The organism is Anaerolineaceae bacterium oral taxon 439, assembly GCA_001717545.1.
Lineage (GTDB): Bacteria > Chloroflexota > Anaerolineae > Anaerolineales > Anaerolineaceae > Flexilinea.
Map to the genome: position 1 here is coordinate 2741259 of CP017039.1, position 16420 is coordinate 2757678.

Here is a 16420-nt window from a genome sequence, read left to right on the forward strand (position 1 = left end):
ATGATCTCCTTAATCATATCAAAGTACCGCAAAATAAAATCTGTTAATTCGATGTAAATTTGAATGCCCGAACCGCCTGAGAAACGGGTGAATGAGCCGTGGGGCCCGCGAAAACCGCGAAGTGGGCCCATTCTTTAAAAATTAAGGGGAAATGACAAAAAAAGGAGAACATCAGCGGGAAAAAAGGCCATCGGCAAATTAAGAAATCCTGAAGTGGCGATGGGCTTGATCCTGGGCCAAGATAAAAGAAGAATAGCGCCAGGGATGGTTATTTTCGCTCTTTTTTATCGTGGCATCATTAATAGAATTAAACGCATATCGGGGAAGCGAGTCGTCGTATTGATGATACAGTCCGCTTGTAACACGCCGACTGCATTTAATAAAGTCCGATATCTTCGAATTGGTTCGGGAAAGTTAAATTTGATAGAATATCCCGAGCGCGAGTCTCGGCTTTTCACGTTCTGCGCCACAGTTTTCCGACAATTGTGAATACGGAATCGGAATATCAAATTTTATTTTTAATAAGTTGCTTGTTTATTATGAGGCAAAAGGAATTGCGCTGAAATAAGAAGATTTTCAGGAAAAATCTCGGTTTTTATACTGAAGATGGAGATTATAATCTTCTTGCGCAATTGTTGGCGAATAATAGTCATATCCCAATCCTGTTCGGACACTTTACCGGTATCAACAAAGCGTCTACGATATATTCAGCGCGAGAATTTGACAATACTTGCTTATTATATTCATTGGATGATGTGCTACAGTATGCCGACGTCTTAAATATTCCGCAAGCTGATGAAAGGAATCGAATTGTAGAACGGAAAGAAGTCATGTTGTTTGATCAGTTTTTGGTTTTCGAGAGAAGAAATCGGTGCGGAAGTATTTGATTCCTTTGAGCGATCAGGGCCGGATCGCCATGACGATTCCGGATAAGCCGACCAACCGGTTCCAGAAATACGTCGCGATTAAATAGCCGATTTCCGGCTGAATGCTGCTGACGCATATGCTACATTTTCAGTCAATATTTTCGCGTAACGGGCAAACCTACCGGCTTTCGGCGGCATGGGTTAAAATAGGGTATCGATTGACGGACCGGACAGCGCGGGTTTCAGCGCGTTATTTCCCGTCAGAATCGAAAAAAGGAAACAGCGGATCGAGAAAAAACTTATGAAAGATTATAAGAACCTTCAGAACGGGTCCGATATTCGCGGCGTTGCGTTGGCCGGCGTTTCGGGCGAACCCGTCAATTTAACGCCTCAGGCGGTAACCGATCTCGCCGCCGCTTTCGTTCTCTGGATTCAGCGGAAAACCGGGAATGCGGCGAAAGAGCTCGAAATTTCCGTCGGGAGCGACTCCCGGTTCAGCGGACCGAAGCTCCGGGAAGCGGCGATGACCGGGATCCTGTCTACCGGGGCGAGCTGCGCTGATTGCGGAATGGCGTCGACGCCAGCGATGTTCATGTCGACGATTTTCCCCGACGCGAAATTCAGCGGCGCGATCATGATTACCGCGTCGCACCTGCCCTGGAACCGGAACGGGATGAAATTCTTCCTGAACAGCGGCGGATTGGAAAAAGACGATATCAGCGAGATCATCGCGATTGCCGAAGAGGACCGTGAGGTCGAGCCGCGCGGAAAGCGGCGCTCCTACGATATTATCACGCCGTATTCTACGCACCTTGCGTCGATTATCCGCGACGGGATCGGCGACGGCGAGACCCCGCTTCGCGGGTATAAAATCGCGGTCGACGCCGGGAACGGGGCCGCGGGCTTTTTCGCGACGGACGTTTTAGCGCCGCTGGGGGCAGACATCTCCGCGTCGCAGTTCCTCGAACCGGACGGCGAATTCCCGAACCATGCGCCGAATCCGGAAGCGAACGAAGTCATGGAAATCGCGAAACGGATGGTCCTCGACTCGGGCGCGAATTTAGGGCTGGTTTTCGATACCGACGTGGACCGCGCGGCGGCGGTCGACGGCGACGGCGCGATTTTCAGCCGGAACCGCCTGATCGGCTTATTAGCGACGATCGTCGCGAAGAAAAATCCGGGGTGCACGATTGTGACCGATTCCGTGACATCGGACCACCTGACGTCGTTTATCGAGAAGCTGGGCCTGGTTCATCATCGCTTCCGTCGCGGGTACCGGAACGTGATCCGCGAGGGGATCCGCCTGAACGAGGAAGGCCGTGCCTGCCCGTTGGCGATCGAAACGTCGGGTCACTGCGCTTTCGCGGAAAATTATTTCCTGGACGACGGGGCGTATTTATCGGCGATGATCGTGATCGAGATGGTCCGCGCCGCGAAGGAGGGCAAGAAGCTCAGCGGGCTGATCGCCGAGCTCCGGGATCCGGCTGAAGCGGTCGAGGTCCGGATCAGGATCCTTGCGTCCGATTTTAAACAGGCGGGGACCGAGGTCCTGGAAAAATTTGCGGCGTTCGCGGACGCGAAAGAGGGCTGGAACGTTGCGCCGGTGAATTACGAGGGGATCCGCGTCTCGGTTCCGGCGGCTGTCGGATGGACGCTGCTGCGATTATCGCTGCACGACCCGTTGCTGGCGCTGAATATCGAGAGCGATCGCGTCGGCGGCGTGAAAGAGATCATGGACGACCTGCGCCTGTTCCTGAACGGTTTTGATACGCTGGAGAAAATCTGAGCGGAGGGCTCGGCGGCTTGTGACGACGCGGAAGGAAGGGCGGCGATGGGGCCCATCTGAAAAAAAAATTACGCTCGCGCTGATTGTGCTGCTCGGCGCGGCGGCGTTTCTGGCGCTGATTCCGGCGAATCGGACTGGCGCGGCGAATCCGGAGATGCTGGCGATCTTTGAGGTCGACGAGTATGCGCAGTATCCGCACGCGCTGCGCATGGCGACGGTGGGCGGAACGACGGTCGAAACGCTGCGTAATTTTTTCGTCTATTTGCATTATTTTTACGGCTTCCCGTTTTACGCGCTGTCGGGGGCAACGCTGATCGCGGCCAAACCATTGATTCCAGGTTTCCCGAACGCGACGCAGACGATCGTCTGCCTGCTGCGCATGGTTGTCAGCGTACTGCCGATGATCCTGTGCGCGGCGCTGCTGACCGGGCTGACGACCGGGTTCAGGTCTCGATGGCGATCGGTCGCGCTGTTTATTTTCCTGCTGACGGTTCCGGCGGTGGTGATCAATGATTTCTGGTGGCATCCCGACAGTCTGTCGCTGCTGCTGGTCTGTCTGGTTATCGTCTTTCTGGACCGCGACGCGGACCGGTTCGGCCGCGATTTTTACGTCGCGGCGGCGCTGACAGGGGCGGCGATCGGAACGAAGTATCAGGGGCTGTATTTCGCGCCGACGATTCCGGCGCTTCTCCTGAAGGCGGTCCGCTGCGGCCGGCTGAGCTGGCGGCGCGCGCTTGCGCATGCCGCGGGGTTCGTCGCCGTAACGCTCGCTTTCGTCGTGGTTTCGAATCCGCTTCTCCTCCTTCCGCAGGAGCGGGCGGAGATCTTCCGCGTTCAATCGCAGCAGTTCGCCGAAACCGGCGTCGGGACGCTGACCCGGAACGCCGCGGCGATTTTTGACGGGTTCGGCTTGAACGACGCGCTGCGGGCAGACTACGGCGACGCATGGTTCTGGATTCTTGCGGTCGGCGGCTGGAGTTGCGCCGGTTTTTTCGGGAACGAGCGGGAACGGCGTCTGGCGTGGATTGTTTTGAGCTATGCCGCGACCGCGTTCGCCGTTCTGGCGCTCTCGCCGACGCAGCGGTCGCACTACTTCCTCGCGCTGGCGATCCCACTTTTCAGCGGGATCGTCTTCCTGACGCCGGGGGCGTTGACGGCGGAAGGCGGCTCCCCGCCGGAACGGGTCCCGCGATTGGCCGGCGGTATCCTGACGGCGCTCTGGCTGGTCCAGTTCTGCGTTAATCTGGTCGCGGATACCGGCCTGATGAAAACGCAGCTGCGCCGGGAAGCTGAGTCGCCGAAGATCGCGTTTTACGAAGCGATTGAGGACGAACTCGACCGCGCAATCTCGGTTTCGGCAGCGCGGGGACGCGTTTTACGGGTCCTTCGCGACACGAAGGCGTATTTCCCGGAACGGAATGGTGTCGACGTCCGGCAGGATTGGGACATGCTGACGGGCGAGGACGTGGCGGACTACCGACCGGATTGGATCCTGATCGAAACGGAGAATTTAACTCGGTTCGGGGACAGTACGATTTTAGCGGAGGCGATCGACGAAAAGGAGCTGATCCCGATTTATGCGTTTTACGCCGCGGCGGCGCGGGACGAGCTCGACGGTTATTTTCTCGCGGCGGAGAACGGCGCTCAGGCGCTTTTCGTCCGGGACGGCTTCCAGCCGCGTCCGGAATCGTCCGGGCGCGGAACATGATATACTTTGACGGTTGAAAAACTGTGGGATTGCTGGAGGAATTTCGTTGAAGAACGCGCTTCCGGTCGGGAAACTTCCGCCGGAGATCTTAAGAAAAATGATCGCAAGGACGCCGAAGTTTGACGACCGGCTCGTTCTGGGGCCCGGCGTGGGGCTTGACTGCGGCGTCGTCGACATGGGCGACCGCTATTGGGTCATGAAGGTGGACCCGATTACGTTCGTGACAGAGGATATCGCCTGGTACGCGGTGAATATCGCGGCGAACGACGTTGCGACAACCGGGGCAAAACCGGTGTGGATGATGCTGTCGGCGCTGTTTCCCGAAGGAGCGACGGACGAGGCGCTGGTCAGCCGCGTCACGGATCAGCTGGCTGCGTCCTGCGCGGAGCTGGGGATCACCCTCGCCAACGCGCATACGGAGATAACGCATGGGTTGGATCGCCCGATCCTGACCTGTTCGCTGGTCGGCGAAGTCGCGAAGGATCGGCTGATCGTTCCGACGGGCGCGCGCGCCGGCGACGTCATTCTGCTGACGAAGGGGATCCCGATCGAAGGCACAGCGATTCTGGCAAACGAGTTCGCCGAACGGTTGGCGGGGCGGCTGAGCGGGACTGAAATCGCGGCGGCTCAGGCCTATGCGCGCAATCCCGGAATCGGCGTGACGCGCGACGCGCGGATCGCGATCGGCGCAGGGCGGGTCACCGCGATGCATGATCCGACGGAAGGCGGGCTGGCTTCGGCGCTCTGGGAGCTGGCGGAGGCGGCGGGGCGCGCGATCGAGGTGGATCTGGACGCGATCCCGATTTCGGAGCTGTCGCGGAGGATTCTGGCGGTTTTCGGGCTGAATCCGTTGAACACGATTGCGTCCGGCGCGTTGTTGATAACGGCGGATCGGGCGGACGCCGCGGCGATACTGGGCGCGCTGCGTTCGGCGGGGATCCCGGCGGCGGAGATCGGACGCGTTCTGGATGGCGGCGGACCGGTTTCGGTCCGTGTCGCCGGGCGCGGGACGGAGCTGGAGCGACCGGAGGCGGACGAGATCGCGCGCATATTCTGACGTCCTCGACGGATAACGGGGATCGGACGTATCTGACCGGGTGAATACCGCGGGCTTCAGCTTCTAATCATCGAAAAATCTGCAGAGATGCAATACGATTTTTCGGATACGGCACATCTCATCTTCCGATGGCAGCTGATGATGGCTCACGAAATAAGCGACCAGCCCGTCGACCTGCGACCACCAAAGTCTTGAAAACGCCGAGACGGTTTCCGGGGCGGCGTCAGGTTTGGATTGAATAATTATTTCCGCTATCAGGTTTAAACTTTTTTCCGACTTTTCTTTCATCCGCGCGCGGAGGATTTCGTTTTTCGATGATTCCAGCCAGAATTCAAATTTAATTCGCGCGAATTCCAGATTCTCCGCTGTCCACTGACGAACCGTTTCGTCCCAAACGCAAATCAGTTTTTCGGAAAGCGGCATGGATCGGGAAATGCTTTCCCCGATCCGGTTATCTGGCGAGACTGCGTTGATGAATTCGCCCCGGTTTTCGGCCAGGGCAAAGAATATTTCTTCTTTGCTTTTAAAATATGTATAGATTAGCCCTTTACTGACGCCCGCTTCTTTCGTTATATCGTCCATCGACGTCGGATAGTATCCTTTTTTCGAAAACAGTTTGAACGCCGCCGTCAGAATCATCTCCTGACGTTGATTTTTTTTCTCTTGCGATATCTTCGGCATGAATGCCCTCCGTATAAAATTCATGCGGTTTTTTTTCGTTATACAACAGCATAACCGCCGCGGTCATGACGATACTTCCGCCGGAAATCAGGTACACGCCGGTTAACGATAATCGATTCAGTGATAATCCCGTTGCGAGATATGAAACCGGCTGAAGCCCGACGGAGCATAGAAACTGGATACTCATTACCCTGCCGATCAGGGAATCAGGCGTTATTTGCTGGATCGCCGTAAGAAATAATACATTGATGATTCCAAAAAGCAAGCCTGCGCAGAAAACGGCTCCCAGAATGGACACATGGGAACGAATAAGACCGAGCAGCCCCCAGATAGCCCCAGACAGGAGGGAGATCCACGCGATGCGCCTGATCACGCGGGGATTTTCCATCTTTTTTACGGTTCCAATGAGAACCGCCCCGATCAGGCTGCCTGCCCCATTCACGGACAGCAGCGTCGGATATCCGTCAATCCCATTTGGTAAATAAGTTTCGGCGATGATCGGGAACCCGATCTGCTGCGGCCCGATGATACAAAGGTTCAGGATTGCCGTAAAAAGCAGGAGCAGGATCAGAATCGGCAGCTTGAACAGGTCCGCGAACGATTCTCTCCGCGGTTCGCGAACAGCTTCCGGAACGATGCCTTGCGCCTTGTTTTCAGAGTTTTTTATTCCTGCGATCAGCGACAGCGCAATAAGCGACGCGCCGGCCATGAGCAGCCAGGTATGATCAGCGGCGCGATTGACGGTGATCCCGGCCAACATCGGCCCGGAAAGCATTGCGGCTTGATTGATGAATTGCAGGATCGAGTTCGCTTGCTGCAAACGGTTCGCCGTAGTTACCGCCGGAATCGCGGCGTAAAGCGCCGGCGTGATCAGCGCGCTGGATCCGCCGAAAAGAACCGCGAATATGAAAACCGTTTTTACCTGAATCATGTTTTGCAGATTAAAGACGAAATAAAACGACAGCAAAGCGCACAGGGCTGCGGTCCCCGACCTGAGGATTTTGAAGGCGCCGAGTTTATCGATTAAAAATCCACTGATTGGCAGGACGATAACTCTTGGAATAGTCATCGCCATCAGGACAGAACTCAACAACAGCACGGAGCCGGCGCTTTTCATCAGCGATGAAACCTGGAGCACGAGGTAAAACTGGCTTACGAGAAATAGAAGGAAACATGCCGCAAAAAAACGCAGGCCGATGATTGGAAAGATTTGCGTATGATTTTTCATGATGTTCTCCTGTCGCAATAAAAAAACTGACCGGTCAGGTTATTATACCGCCTGCGGTCGTTTCTGCAAAGATTCAGGATCGCGAACATAAAAAAAAGGCGGCGCCGAAATTGGAAACCGCCTTCCGTTGAGCGATGGACTCGGATTTTACCGGGTCAGATAGAGCGTCGTTTTCCCGTCCTGAAGCGAGGAACGGAGCGTCAGGCTGCCGTATCCCTGATAGCCTTTGGCAGGAAGGACCCGGATCATTCCTCGATATTCGTTGGGCAGGTCGATAAACTGACGGACGACGTTCGGCTGCGTCTCGAAAAAAGACCAGTCGATCAGCGTATTTCTCGATCCGAGGAAGACGGGAATATATGCGATGCCGATTTCGATCATGTTGCTGTAGAACTGCGTTCCGCCGGGAAAGTCGTTGACCTCCCCGGTTTTCGGGTCGCTGAGTTCGATCAGCGCGGCGGCGTTCTGGACGTCGGCGAATTTGACGCGAATCCCAGGACCGTTATCAGCGACGCCGAATCGCCGGCGGCTGAAAAAAACGAACGAAGCGTCCGCGAGTTCGCGATTCAGCGTCCGGATCCAGTATTGCAGGCCGTCACGGTTGTAATTTCCCCTGGGTTCGACGACGACGACGTAGTGGATCTGTTTTTCGAGTTTGTCGATGACGTTGAATTCGGTTTCGATAAACTTCCGGATCTCTCCGGTCGGTTGGCAGGGCGCGTTCGATAGCGCCGCCGGTTTTACGATTGGGCGGCATTTATCAATTTGAATCCGGAAGGTTGGAATCGAAGATTTATCAAAGTCGCAAATGACCGAGTATTCGATCGCGACCGGCCGTTCGAAACCTTCGTCCAGACTGGTCATCATCGATCTCAGGATCTTAACAAAGTTGGTTTTATAGATCAGGTCGTGAAACGTCAGGACGGCCCGATCCAGTTCGGAAGAGCGCTGAACGGATTGAAGCTTCCCCCCAACTTGATTCTGCGCCGCGAAGAGCGAGAACGGATATTTTTCGGTTGGGATATCGGCAATATCGATGAGCTCGACGCGATTGGATTTGAGGTTGATTACGGCGACGAGCTTCTGCGAGAAGTGATTGAAGATCCGGCCTTTCCGGGTCTCCGGAATGATGGGCTCTGCGAGTCGGACGAACATCGGAAAATCGCTGCTGTGGCGATAGAGCGCGTGCGAACCCAGCCCGAGAACGAAGCGCGTGTAGCCGGACTCCAGCTCGTGCGGTTTCCCGAACGGCGACCAGCGCGTCGAGCTTTGTGACACGGAGAAACCGGAAAGATCGGGGAAAAAATAATTTCCGACGCAGTGACCGCGGATAATCTGGATAATAATCCCCATTCTCTCGGGGGTATTGACCAGCTTTTTTTTCTCGCGATACTGGATCGCCTGCGGATTGAAAACCTGCGCATACATTTCGCGGATCGCGGCCTGAAGCTGGACGAGGCCTTCCTCCTGGGTCCCCTGATTCGGGACAACGACCGATTCGTAGATGCTGTTGACGGTAGAGCGGTAGCTGTCTTCGAGAAGGCTCGACGAGCGGACGATAAACGGGCGGCCGTCGATTTCGCCGATAATCCGGCGGAGCGGGTTGGTCAGGTTCCCGGGCAGCGCCCCTTCCTGGAAGCGCTGATGAAGGAACGGGTAGCGGTCCCATCGTTCCTGATCGGGAAGAAAGCACGTATCGTAGATGTCGAGGAGGTTATTCGTTGCCAGGAACGTCTGGAATTCGTCCGCACCGATAAAATAAGAGTCTCTGGTCGTTGCCGTGGAGCGGATTTCTTCGTCGGCGCTGTTTTGAAGAATCGTCCGCGCGAGGACGAAGCCGGCGGCTTTCCCGCCAATCGGGCCCTGGCCAATTTTTTTCTGATTGACCTCGTAGATGTCCTGAACCTTGAGATGTTTTTTCGCGACTTCGATGAAGTCAGGGTCCTCGCTCAGGCAGCGACGGATCAGGACGGTTTTCGCGCCGCTGAGCGCCGCTAAGGTATCGGCGTTCCCGGCAGCCGAATCGCGTTCGAGCTGAAGCGCCTGCTCAAAGATGGATTCGGTAGAGGCGAATTCGACGTTATGCCAAAAGAAATCCGGTTCTTTTTCGACCGGGCGATTCTCAACGATATTATTTACAGTTTCTATGAATTTGTTGAACGTGTACTGATTGGCGTATTGATCGATAATCAGGTGCGCGCGGATGCGTGAAAGACGATGTTCCCAGCCGGCGGGGCCCTCCTGGATAAACGGGTTATTGAGGCCTTCGCGCGTCTGCGACCGGATCGCTTTTTCGGTTACAAGAACCTGAATTTCGGAGAGGCTGAAAACCTGATCGCGGACCAGCTGGTTCAGCATGGCTTCGATAATACGGTCCCGGAGGATCGGATACTCCGCCAGCGTTGATTGCATGCGGAAATAGTTTTGCTGATTGTATGCGATTTCTTGCATGATCCGTTTCGTTATTTTTCAGCGATGAACCGAATCAACGTTTCGGGTTCATCGGCATCAAAACGTATTCGTAGTCATTTCCGTCGTCGAGCGGGGTGATCAGGCTTGGCGAAACGTTCGTATTCGTGCGAATCATGACCTGCGGCGAGCTCACAACGTCGAGAACGTCACGCAGGAAACGAACGTTGAAGGCGATATTCAGCGTTTCGCCGTTGACGGTCGCGGGAATCTGGTTGTCATAGGTCCCGGTTTCTTCGGACACGGCGTTAATTTGGATCAGTCCGTCGTCGCCGGCGTCGGGGCGAATCGTAAAATGGGTCAGAAATTTGCTGTCGCGCGCGATGATCATCGCCTGCGCGCAGGCTTTCTGGAGCGCGGCGGTCGAGACGACGGTATCCGTCTTGAAATTACGCGGAATAATCGCTTTATAGTCGATATAGGTTCCGGAGATGAGCTGCGACGCGACGTCGACATGCTCCTGATGAAAGATGACCTGATTTTTCCCGGAGGCGAGGTTGACGTAAATCTGGTCGCTGCTGTCGCCCGGAATGCGGTTGACCTCGATCAGCGCGCGGGCGGGGATAATCGCTGAGATCGGCGCGTCGGGGGCGTTTTCGAGCGACTGCGTCCGTTTCGCGATCCGATATCCGTCGGTCGCGACGAGGGTCAGTTCGTTCCCATTAACGGTCAGGTAAATCCCCTGCAGCATGGGACGGGTTTCGTCGGTCGCTGCCGCAAAAGCGACCTGCTGGATCATCTTTTTTAATTCCGGAAGGTTGAAGACGACGGCGTCCTGCGGATCGAAAACGGGCATGGGCGGGAAATCCTCGGCGTCGAGCCCTTTGATATCGGTGACGACCTGAACGCAGCGGACGATCAGCGTCGAGGCGTCCGGGCTGAGTTCGAGATGAACGACGTCGTTCGGAAGCGTATTGACCAGGTCGATCAGCGTTTTCGCCGGGACGGTAATCGATCCTTCGCTGGCGATTTCCGCCGGGATCCGATAATTGATCCCCAATTCGAGGTTGGTCGCGGAAAGGCGTAGATTTCCATCTTCGGTCGTCAGTAGGATATTGGTTAAGATAGGAAGCAATCGTTTTGTGTCAACGGATCGGGAAACGATTCCAAGCGCCTGTGATAAAAGTGATTGAGATACCGATAGTTTCATGGCCGCACCATCCAATTGAAGATTCTTTCAGTTTGATTCGTTTTATTCTGCTTTGGGGGATGCCCCGAAGCGGCGCATGCGCGTTTTCGCCGGCGCAATTCCCCTTAAAAGTTAAATAAGTATACCGCGAAGATGATGGAATTGTTTTACATGGCCGGAAAAGGTATTATGTAGAAGAGGATAAAGAATCTTCTGATCAGCGGCATGCAAGCGGCTTCTTCCGGACTATCTGTCAATAACCACAGGAATCCTGATTGCATCGATCCCAGGGCCTGACACAAGATCAACCATGGATCCGGATACAACGTCCAAAGATTTGTCGCTTACAAAAAAGAAATTCTAAGACAATAAATAAAATCCTTGATATCGAAGTCATCAACAACATATGCTTTCGGATGATTTCGATCGGAGAGATTCGAAATGATGATCCTGCGCCCGTTCGCCCTTAATGGACTTCGCTCATTCCTGTTCAACATAAAAGACGGGACGAACGAATCGCTCATCCCGTCTTTTCTATCTTGCCCTTACGCCCTGAGGACAGCTCCCTCGGCCGCGGACGCGACCAGCTTCGCGTACCGCGCCAGGTAGCCCCTGGTCACGCGCGGCGCCGGCGCTTTCCAGCGCTTCCGCCGCTCCGCCAGAACATCCGCCGGAACGTCGAGCGTCACCGAATAATTCGGAATATCGATCGTGATCCGATCGCCCTCTTCGATCAGCGCGATGACGCCGCCGACCGCCGCCTCGGGGCAGACATGCCCGATCGACGCGCCGCGCGTAGCGCCCGAGAAGCGCCCGTCGGTAATCAGCGCCACCGACTTATCCAGCCCCATCCCCGCGATCGCTGACGTCGGCGACAGCATCTCGCGCATCCCCGGGCCGCCCTTCGGCCCTTCGTAACGGATAACGACAACGTCGCCGCTGTTGATCTCCCCGCCGTAAATCGCCGCGATTGCCTCGTCCTCGCTGTCAAAAACGCGCGCAGGCCCCGAATGCGTCAGCATTTCGGGCGCGACGGCGGAGCGCTTGACGACGCTCCCGCGCTCCGCGACGTTCCCGAACAGCACCGCCAGACCGCCCGTTTTCGCGTACGGATCGTCGAACGAACGGATGACCGGATTCGGGATAAATTTCCGTCCGGCGAGGTTTTCCGCTAACGTCCGTCCGGTACAGGTCAGGACCGAGCCGTCCAGCGCGCCATGCGCCGCCAGCTCCGTCAGCAGCGCCTGAATCCCGCCAGCCGCTTCCAGGTCCTGAACATGATGAACGCCCGCCGGAGCCAGACGACAGAGGTTCGGCGTCCGCTCTGAAATTTCGTTCACCCGTCGCAGGTCGAGCCCAAGCCCGCGCTCGTTCGCGATCGCGGTCAGGTGCAGCAGCGAATTACTGGAACAGCCGAGCGCCATGTCGGCGGTGAACGCGTTCATCAGCGACGCTTCGGTCACGATATCCGACGGCTTAATGTCCCGTTCGACCAGCTCCATGACCTTCATCCCCGTCAGCTTCGCGAGCCGGATCCGCGCCGCGTCCGTCGAAGCGACCGTCCCGTTTCCGGGAAGCGCCAATCCCAGAACCTCGGTCAGGCAATTCATCGAATTCGCAGTGAACATCCCGGAACACGAGCCGCAGCCGGGGCAGGCGTTATCTTCGACGAATTTCAATTCTTCCTCGTCGATTTTCCCCGCCTTAATCGCGCCGACCGCCTCGAAAACCGAGTTCAGGTCCAGCCCGCGCCCGTTCACTGTCCGCGACGCCATCGGTCCCCCGGAAACGAAAATCGCCGGAATATCGACACGGCAGGCCGCCATCAGCATTCCCGGAACGACCTTGTCGCAGTTCGGAATATAGACAACCCCGTCCAACCGATGCGCCTGGGCCATCGTTTCGCAGGAATCGGCGATCAGCTCGCGGGACGGGAGCGAATATTTCATGCCCTCATGGCCCATCGAAATCCCGTCGCAGACGCCGATCGCGCCGTATTCGACCGGCGTTCCGCCCGCCATGCGGATCCCCGCCTTGACCGCCTCCGCGATCTGGTTCAAATGAATATGCCCGGGGATAATTTCGTTAAACGAATTGCAGACGCCGATCAGCGGCCGCGCCAGCTCCTCGTCCGTGTACCCGATCGCTTTCAGTAAACTGCGATGCGGCGCGCGCTCGGCCCCCAGTTTAATCGCTTCGGAACGCATCCGCGCCCTCCTTAACCGTTCCGGATCATCTTCTCGCGCAGCTCCGCGCCGACGGTTTCCATCGGATGTTCCGCCAGCATACGGCGGCGTGCGTTAAAGAACGTCCGTCCGGTCTTATTTTCCAAAATCCATTTTCCCGCGAACGAACCGTCCTGAATATCGCTGAGGATCGCTTTCATCGCTTTCTTCGTTTCCCCGGTAATCACGCGCGGGCCGGCGACATACTCGCCATATTCAGCCGTGTCCGAAATCGAGAAATTCATCATCCCGATCCCGCCCTTATTGACCAGATCGATAATCAGCTTCATTTCATGCAGGCATTCAAAATACGCCGATTCCGGCTGGTACCCCGCTTCAACCAGCGTCTCAAACCCGGCTCGCATAAGCTCAACCACCCCGCCGCAAAGAACCGCCTGCTCCCCGAAGAGGTCGGTCTCGGTCTCTTCCTTAAACGTCGTTTCAAGGATCCCGGCGCGCGCGCCGCCGATCCCCGCCGCCCAGGCCAGCGCCAGCTCCTTCGCCTTGCCGGTTGCGTCCTGATATACGGCGATCAGGTCCGGAACGCCGAAACCCTCGACGAACTGCGAACGGACCGTATGCCCCGGTCCCTTCGGCGCGACCATGAAAACGTCGACGTCCGCCGGCGGGACAATCTGGCCATAATGAATATTAAATCCATGGGCAAAGACGAGCGCTTTCCCGGCGCTCAGGTTCGGCGCGACGTCCGCGGCGTACATTTCCGCCTGCTTTTCGTCCGGGATCAGGATCATGATCACGTCCCCGGCCTTCGCCGCTTCGGCCGCCGTCAGGACCTTCAGCCCTTCCTTCTCCGCCGCCGCGCGGCTTTTCGAACCCTCTGGAAGCCCGACGACGACGTTCATCCCGCTGTCGCGCAGGTTCAACGCATGCGCGTGTCCCTGGCTCCCATACCCGATAACCGCTAAAGTCTTCCCCTTGAGCAGCTCCAGATTACAATCGCTCGTGTAATATAACTTCGCCATTTTTATATCTCCTTCTATATCAATAACCACTGTTGATCGTTAACTTGCCGCGTTCGAGCGTCACGATACCGGAACGGACCAGCTCCAGAATACCGAACGGGGCCATCAGCCGAATAAACGCCTCGGTCTTATCCGGATCGCCGGTCACGGAAACCGTCAGGCAGTCCAGACTGATATCGATAATATTAGCGCGGAAAATATTCGAAATCTGAATAACTTCATCGCGCTTCTCCTTCGTATCGGCGTCAACCTTCACGATCACCATCGCGCGCAGGATCGCCTCCTCAGGATCCAATAGCTTCGCCGAAAGAACCGAAATCTGCTTCCGGAGCTGGAGCAGGATCTGGAGCGCGGCGGTCTGATCGCCATCGGCGATAATCGTGATCCGCGTCTCGTCTGGATTCTGCGTCTTGTCGGCGGTAATACTCTGAATGTTGTACCCGCGGCGGGAGAAAAGGCGCGTAATCTGCGACAGGACGCCCGCGTAATTATCGACCAGAATTGAAATCATGAAAGTATTATCCAACGACATCGTAGTCATCTCTCTTCTCCGTCAGGTTAATCGATCAGGAAGTCGTTCAGGTGTTTCCCCCCGGGGACCATCGGGACAACCTTCTCGTCAATATCGATCATGCACTCAATCAGCGCCGCCTTTCCGCTCGCCAGCGCTTCGGCGAACGCGCTCCGGAATTCGGGAAGCTTCGCGACCCGCTTTCCGGCGATCCCGAACGCATCGGCAACCTTGACAAAATCCGGACCGCGGTCAAGCGTCGTTTCAGAATAGCGGCGATGATACAGGAGCGTCTGCCATTGCCGGACCATGCCCAGCGTCTGATTGTTGAAAATAACCGTGATCACCGGGATATCGTAATACTCAATCGTCGACAGCTCGGTCAGGTTCATCCGGAAGCTCCCGTCGCCGGTAATCGCGACGACCACCGAATCCGGACGTCCGACCTTCGCCCCCATCGCCGCGCCCAGCCCGAAGCCCATCGTACCGAACCCGGCGGAGGTAATCAGCTGCCGCGGGCGGGAAATCTTAAAATGCTGAGCGGTCCATATCTGATGCTGACCCACGTCGGTCGCGATAATAACGTTATCCCCCGTCGCCGAATAAATCGCGTCGAGAATTTCGGCCGGATTGAGAAGCTCCGTTTTGGTCCGGGCCTTTTCGCCCGGCGCGGCCGGGACGATCGGCGCGGCCCAATTCGGTTTCTTTTCGAACGAATCGCCCAGCTCCGCCAGCAGCGCTTCGATCGCTTTTTTCGCATCGCTGACGATCCCCAAATCGACACGGACGTTTTTATTAATCTCCGACGCGTCGATATCGATCTGCACGATTCGTTTTCCGTCGCGGAACTTTTCCGGATTCAGCGCGACCCGATCGGTAAAACGCGCCCCGATCGCGATGATCAGGTCCGCTTCAACGAACGCCAGATTCGACAGCTTCGTTCCGTGCATCCCAATCAGGCCGGTCGAAAGCGGATCGTCAAAAGATAAAACCCCCTTCGCCAGCAGCGTACTCGCGACCGGCGCGTTCACCAACGCCGCCAGCCGGCGCATGCACGCCGACGCATCAGCGGAAACGACCCCACCGCCAATCACGAACATCGGACGCTCCGCCGCGCGGATCCAGTCCGCCGCCATCGCGATTTTTTCAGCGTCCGGCTCAGGCGAATTGATAATAATAGCTTTGCGCCTGAGGAGCCGGGCGATATGCGCGTCGCTGCCATGCGCCGACCGCGGAAGGAACGTAAATTCCGCCGTTTGGGTCGTAACGTCTTTCATGATATCGATCAGGACCGGAGCGGGCCGCCCGGACGCCGCGACCGCGAACGCTTCGCGGATCACGTCGGCGAGCTTCCGAATATCGCGTACCTGATAGTTGCATTTCGTAATCGGCATCGTTACGCCGGTGATATCGATTTCCTGAAACGAATCCCGCCCGATCAGGTTCGACGCCACGTTGCAGGTAATCAATACGACCGGGGACGAATCCATATACGCCGTCGCGATCCCGGTAACCAGGTTCGTCGCGCCCGGGCCGGACGTCGAAAAGCAAACCCCGACCTTCCCCGTCGCGCGCGCGTACCCGTCGGCCGCGTGCGACGCCCCTTGCTCGTGCGAAGTCAGGATATGACGGATCCGATCGCGATAATCGTACAGCGCGTCGTACAGGTTCAAAATCGTCCCGCCAGGATAGCCGAAAACGACTTCGACCTCCTGTTCCAGTAAACATTCCATCACGATCTGCGCGCCGGTCAATTTCATCTCAAGCCTCCAAATAA

The 16420-nt window shown here is 56.5% G+C and carries 14 protein-coding genes; 5 read left to right on the top strand and 9 right to left on the bottom strand.

Annotation, left to right across the window (positions count from 1 at the left end):
- Positions 1 to 219 precede the first annotated feature (219 nt).
- The 5 genes from BEQ56_12075 (at position 220) to BEQ56_12095 (ending at position 5417) form a co-directional block, all read left to right on the top strand.
- A complete protein-coding gene (locus BEQ56_12075) occupies positions 220 to 489 on the top strand; it encodes a hypothetical protein (GenBank protein ID AOH44139.1) in 270 nt (89 codons plus the stop codon).
- A 499-nt stretch (positions 490 to 988) separates the two neighbouring features.
- Positions 989 to 1171, top strand: coding sequence for a hypothetical protein (locus tag BEQ56_12080; protein ID AOH44140.1), 183 nt, complete (start codon positions 989 to 991; stop codon positions 1169 to 1171).
- Positions 1168 to 2652, top strand: a complete 1485-nt coding sequence (locus BEQ56_12085) for a phosphoglucomutase (protein ID AOH44141.1) — start codon at positions 1168 to 1170, stop codon at positions 2650 to 2652. The genes BEQ56_12080 and BEQ56_12085 overlap by 4 nt, the downstream gene beginning before the upstream one ends.
- 19 nt (positions 2653 to 2671) lie before the next feature.
- Positions 2672 to 4360 (top strand): hypothetical protein, encoded by a 1689-nt coding sequence (locus BEQ56_12090; protein ID AOH44142.1) that lies wholly within the window; start codon positions 2672 to 2674, stop codon positions 4358 to 4360.
- 97 nt (positions 4361 to 4457) lie between these two features.
- Positions 4458 to 5417, top strand: coding sequence for a hypothetical protein (locus tag BEQ56_12095; protein ID AOH44541.1), 960 nt, complete (start codon positions 4458 to 4460; stop codon positions 5415 to 5417).
- Positions 5418 to 5480: 63 nt separating this feature from the next.
- On the opposite strand, the gene BEQ56_12100 is transcribed toward BEQ56_12095, so the two are convergent.
- From BEQ56_12100 to BEQ56_12140, 9 genes are all read right to left on the bottom strand, one after another.
- Positions 5481 to 5999, bottom strand: a complete 519-nt coding sequence (locus tag BEQ56_12100) for a hypothetical protein (protein ID AOH44143.1) — start codon at positions 5997 to 5999, stop codon at positions 5481 to 5483.
- Positions 5965 to 7326 carry a hypothetical protein gene (locus BEQ56_12105; protein ID AOH44144.1) on the bottom strand — a complete coding sequence of 454 codons (1362 nt, stop codon included), beginning with the start codon at positions 7324 to 7326 and terminating at the stop codon, positions 5965 to 5967. Before BEQ56_12105 ends, BEQ56_12100 begins: the two co-directional genes overlap by 35 nt.
- 147 nt (positions 7327 to 7473) lie before the next feature.
- Entirely contained in the window at positions 7474 to 9777 is a 2304-nt protein-coding gene (locus BEQ56_12110) for a hypothetical protein (protein AOH44145.1), read from the bottom strand.
- 34 nt (positions 9778 to 9811) lie between these two features.
- On the bottom strand, positions 9812 to 10945 hold the full coding sequence (locus BEQ56_12115) for a DNA polymerase III subunit beta (GenBank protein ID AOH44146.1): 1134 nt from the start codon (positions 10943 to 10945) through the stop codon (positions 9812 to 9814).
- A gap of 323 nt (positions 10946 to 11268) precedes the next feature.
- Positions 11269 to 11448 (bottom strand): hypothetical protein, encoded by a 180-nt coding sequence (locus BEQ56_12120; GenBank protein AOH44147.1) that lies wholly within the window; start codon positions 11446 to 11448, stop codon positions 11269 to 11271.
- A 21-nt stretch (positions 11449 to 11469) separates the two neighbouring features.
- Complete coding sequence (locus BEQ56_12125; GenBank protein ID AOH44148.1) at positions 11470 to 13131, bottom strand: dihydroxy-acid dehydratase; 1662 nt, start codon at positions 13129 to 13131, stop codon at positions 11470 to 11472.
- Between the two features lie 11 nt (positions 13132 to 13142).
- Entirely contained in the window at positions 13143 to 14132 is a 990-nt protein-coding gene (locus BEQ56_12130; GenBank protein ID AOH44149.1) for a ketol-acid reductoisomerase, read from the bottom strand.
- A 19-nt stretch (positions 14133 to 14151) separates the two neighbouring features.
- The gene (locus tag BEQ56_12135) at positions 14152 to 14664 is read right to left on the bottom strand and encodes an acetolactate synthase small subunit (GenBank protein ID AOH44150.1); all 513 of its coding nucleotides are present in this window, start codon (positions 14662 to 14664) and stop codon (positions 14152 to 14154) included.
- A gap of 26 nt (positions 14665 to 14690) precedes the next feature.
- Positions 14691 to 16403, bottom strand: coding sequence for an acetolactate synthase, large subunit, biosynthetic type (locus BEQ56_12140; protein ID AOH44151.1), 1713 nt, complete (start codon positions 16401 to 16403; stop codon positions 14691 to 14693).
- Between the last annotated feature and the right edge of the window lie 17 nt (positions 16404 to 16420).

What these genes read in the sequence shown, in the direction of transcription:
- BEQ56_12075 (AOH44139.1), top strand. Translation starts at nt 220, where the DNA reads ATGGGCTTGATCCTGGGCCAAGATAAAAGAAGAATAGCGCCAGGGATG.
- BEQ56_12080 (AOH44140.1), top strand. Translation starts at nt 989, where the DNA reads ATGCTGCTGACGCATATGCTACATTTTCAGTCAATATTTTCGCGTAAC.
- BEQ56_12085 (AOH44141.1), top strand. Translation starts at nt 1,168, where the DNA reads ATGAAAGATTATAAGAACCTTCAGAACGGGTCCGATATTCGCGGCGTT.
- BEQ56_12095 (AOH44541.1), top strand. Translation starts at nt 4,458, where the DNA reads ATGATCGCAAGGACGCCGAAGTTTGACGACCGGCTCGTTCTGGGGCCC.
- BEQ56_12100 (AOH44143.1), bottom strand. Translation starts at nt 5,999, where the DNA reads ATGGACGATATAACGAAAGAAGCGGGCGTCAGTAAAGGGCTAATCTAT.
- BEQ56_12105 (AOH44144.1), bottom strand. Translation starts at nt 7,326, where the DNA reads ATGAAAAATCATACGCAAATCTTTCCAATCATCGGCCTGCGTTTTTTT.
- BEQ56_12110 (AOH44145.1), bottom strand. Translation starts at nt 9,777, where the DNA reads ATGCAAGAAATCGCATACAATCAGCAAAACTATTTCCGCATGCAATCA.
- BEQ56_12115 (AOH44146.1), bottom strand. Translation starts at nt 10,945, where the DNA reads ATGAAACTATCGGTATCTCAATCACTTTTATCACAGGCGCTTGGAATC.
- BEQ56_12120 (AOH44147.1), bottom strand. Translation starts at nt 11,448, where the DNA reads ATGAGCGATTCGTTCGTCCCGTCTTTTATGTTGAACAGGAATGAGCGA.
- BEQ56_12125 (AOH44148.1), bottom strand. Translation starts at nt 13,131, where the DNA reads ATGCGTTCCGAAGCGATTAAACTGGGGGCCGAGCGCGCGCCGCATCGC.
- BEQ56_12130 (AOH44149.1), bottom strand. Translation starts at nt 14,132, where the DNA reads ATGGCGAAGTTATATTACACGAGCGATTGTAATCTGGAGCTGCTCAAG.
- BEQ56_12135 (AOH44150.1), bottom strand. Translation starts at nt 14,664, where the DNA reads ATGTCGTTGGATAATACTTTCATGATTTCAATTCTGGTCGATAATTAC.
- BEQ56_12140 (AOH44151.1), bottom strand. Translation starts at nt 16,403, where the DNA reads ATGAAATTGACCGGCGCGCAGATCGTGATGGAATGTTTACTGGAACAG.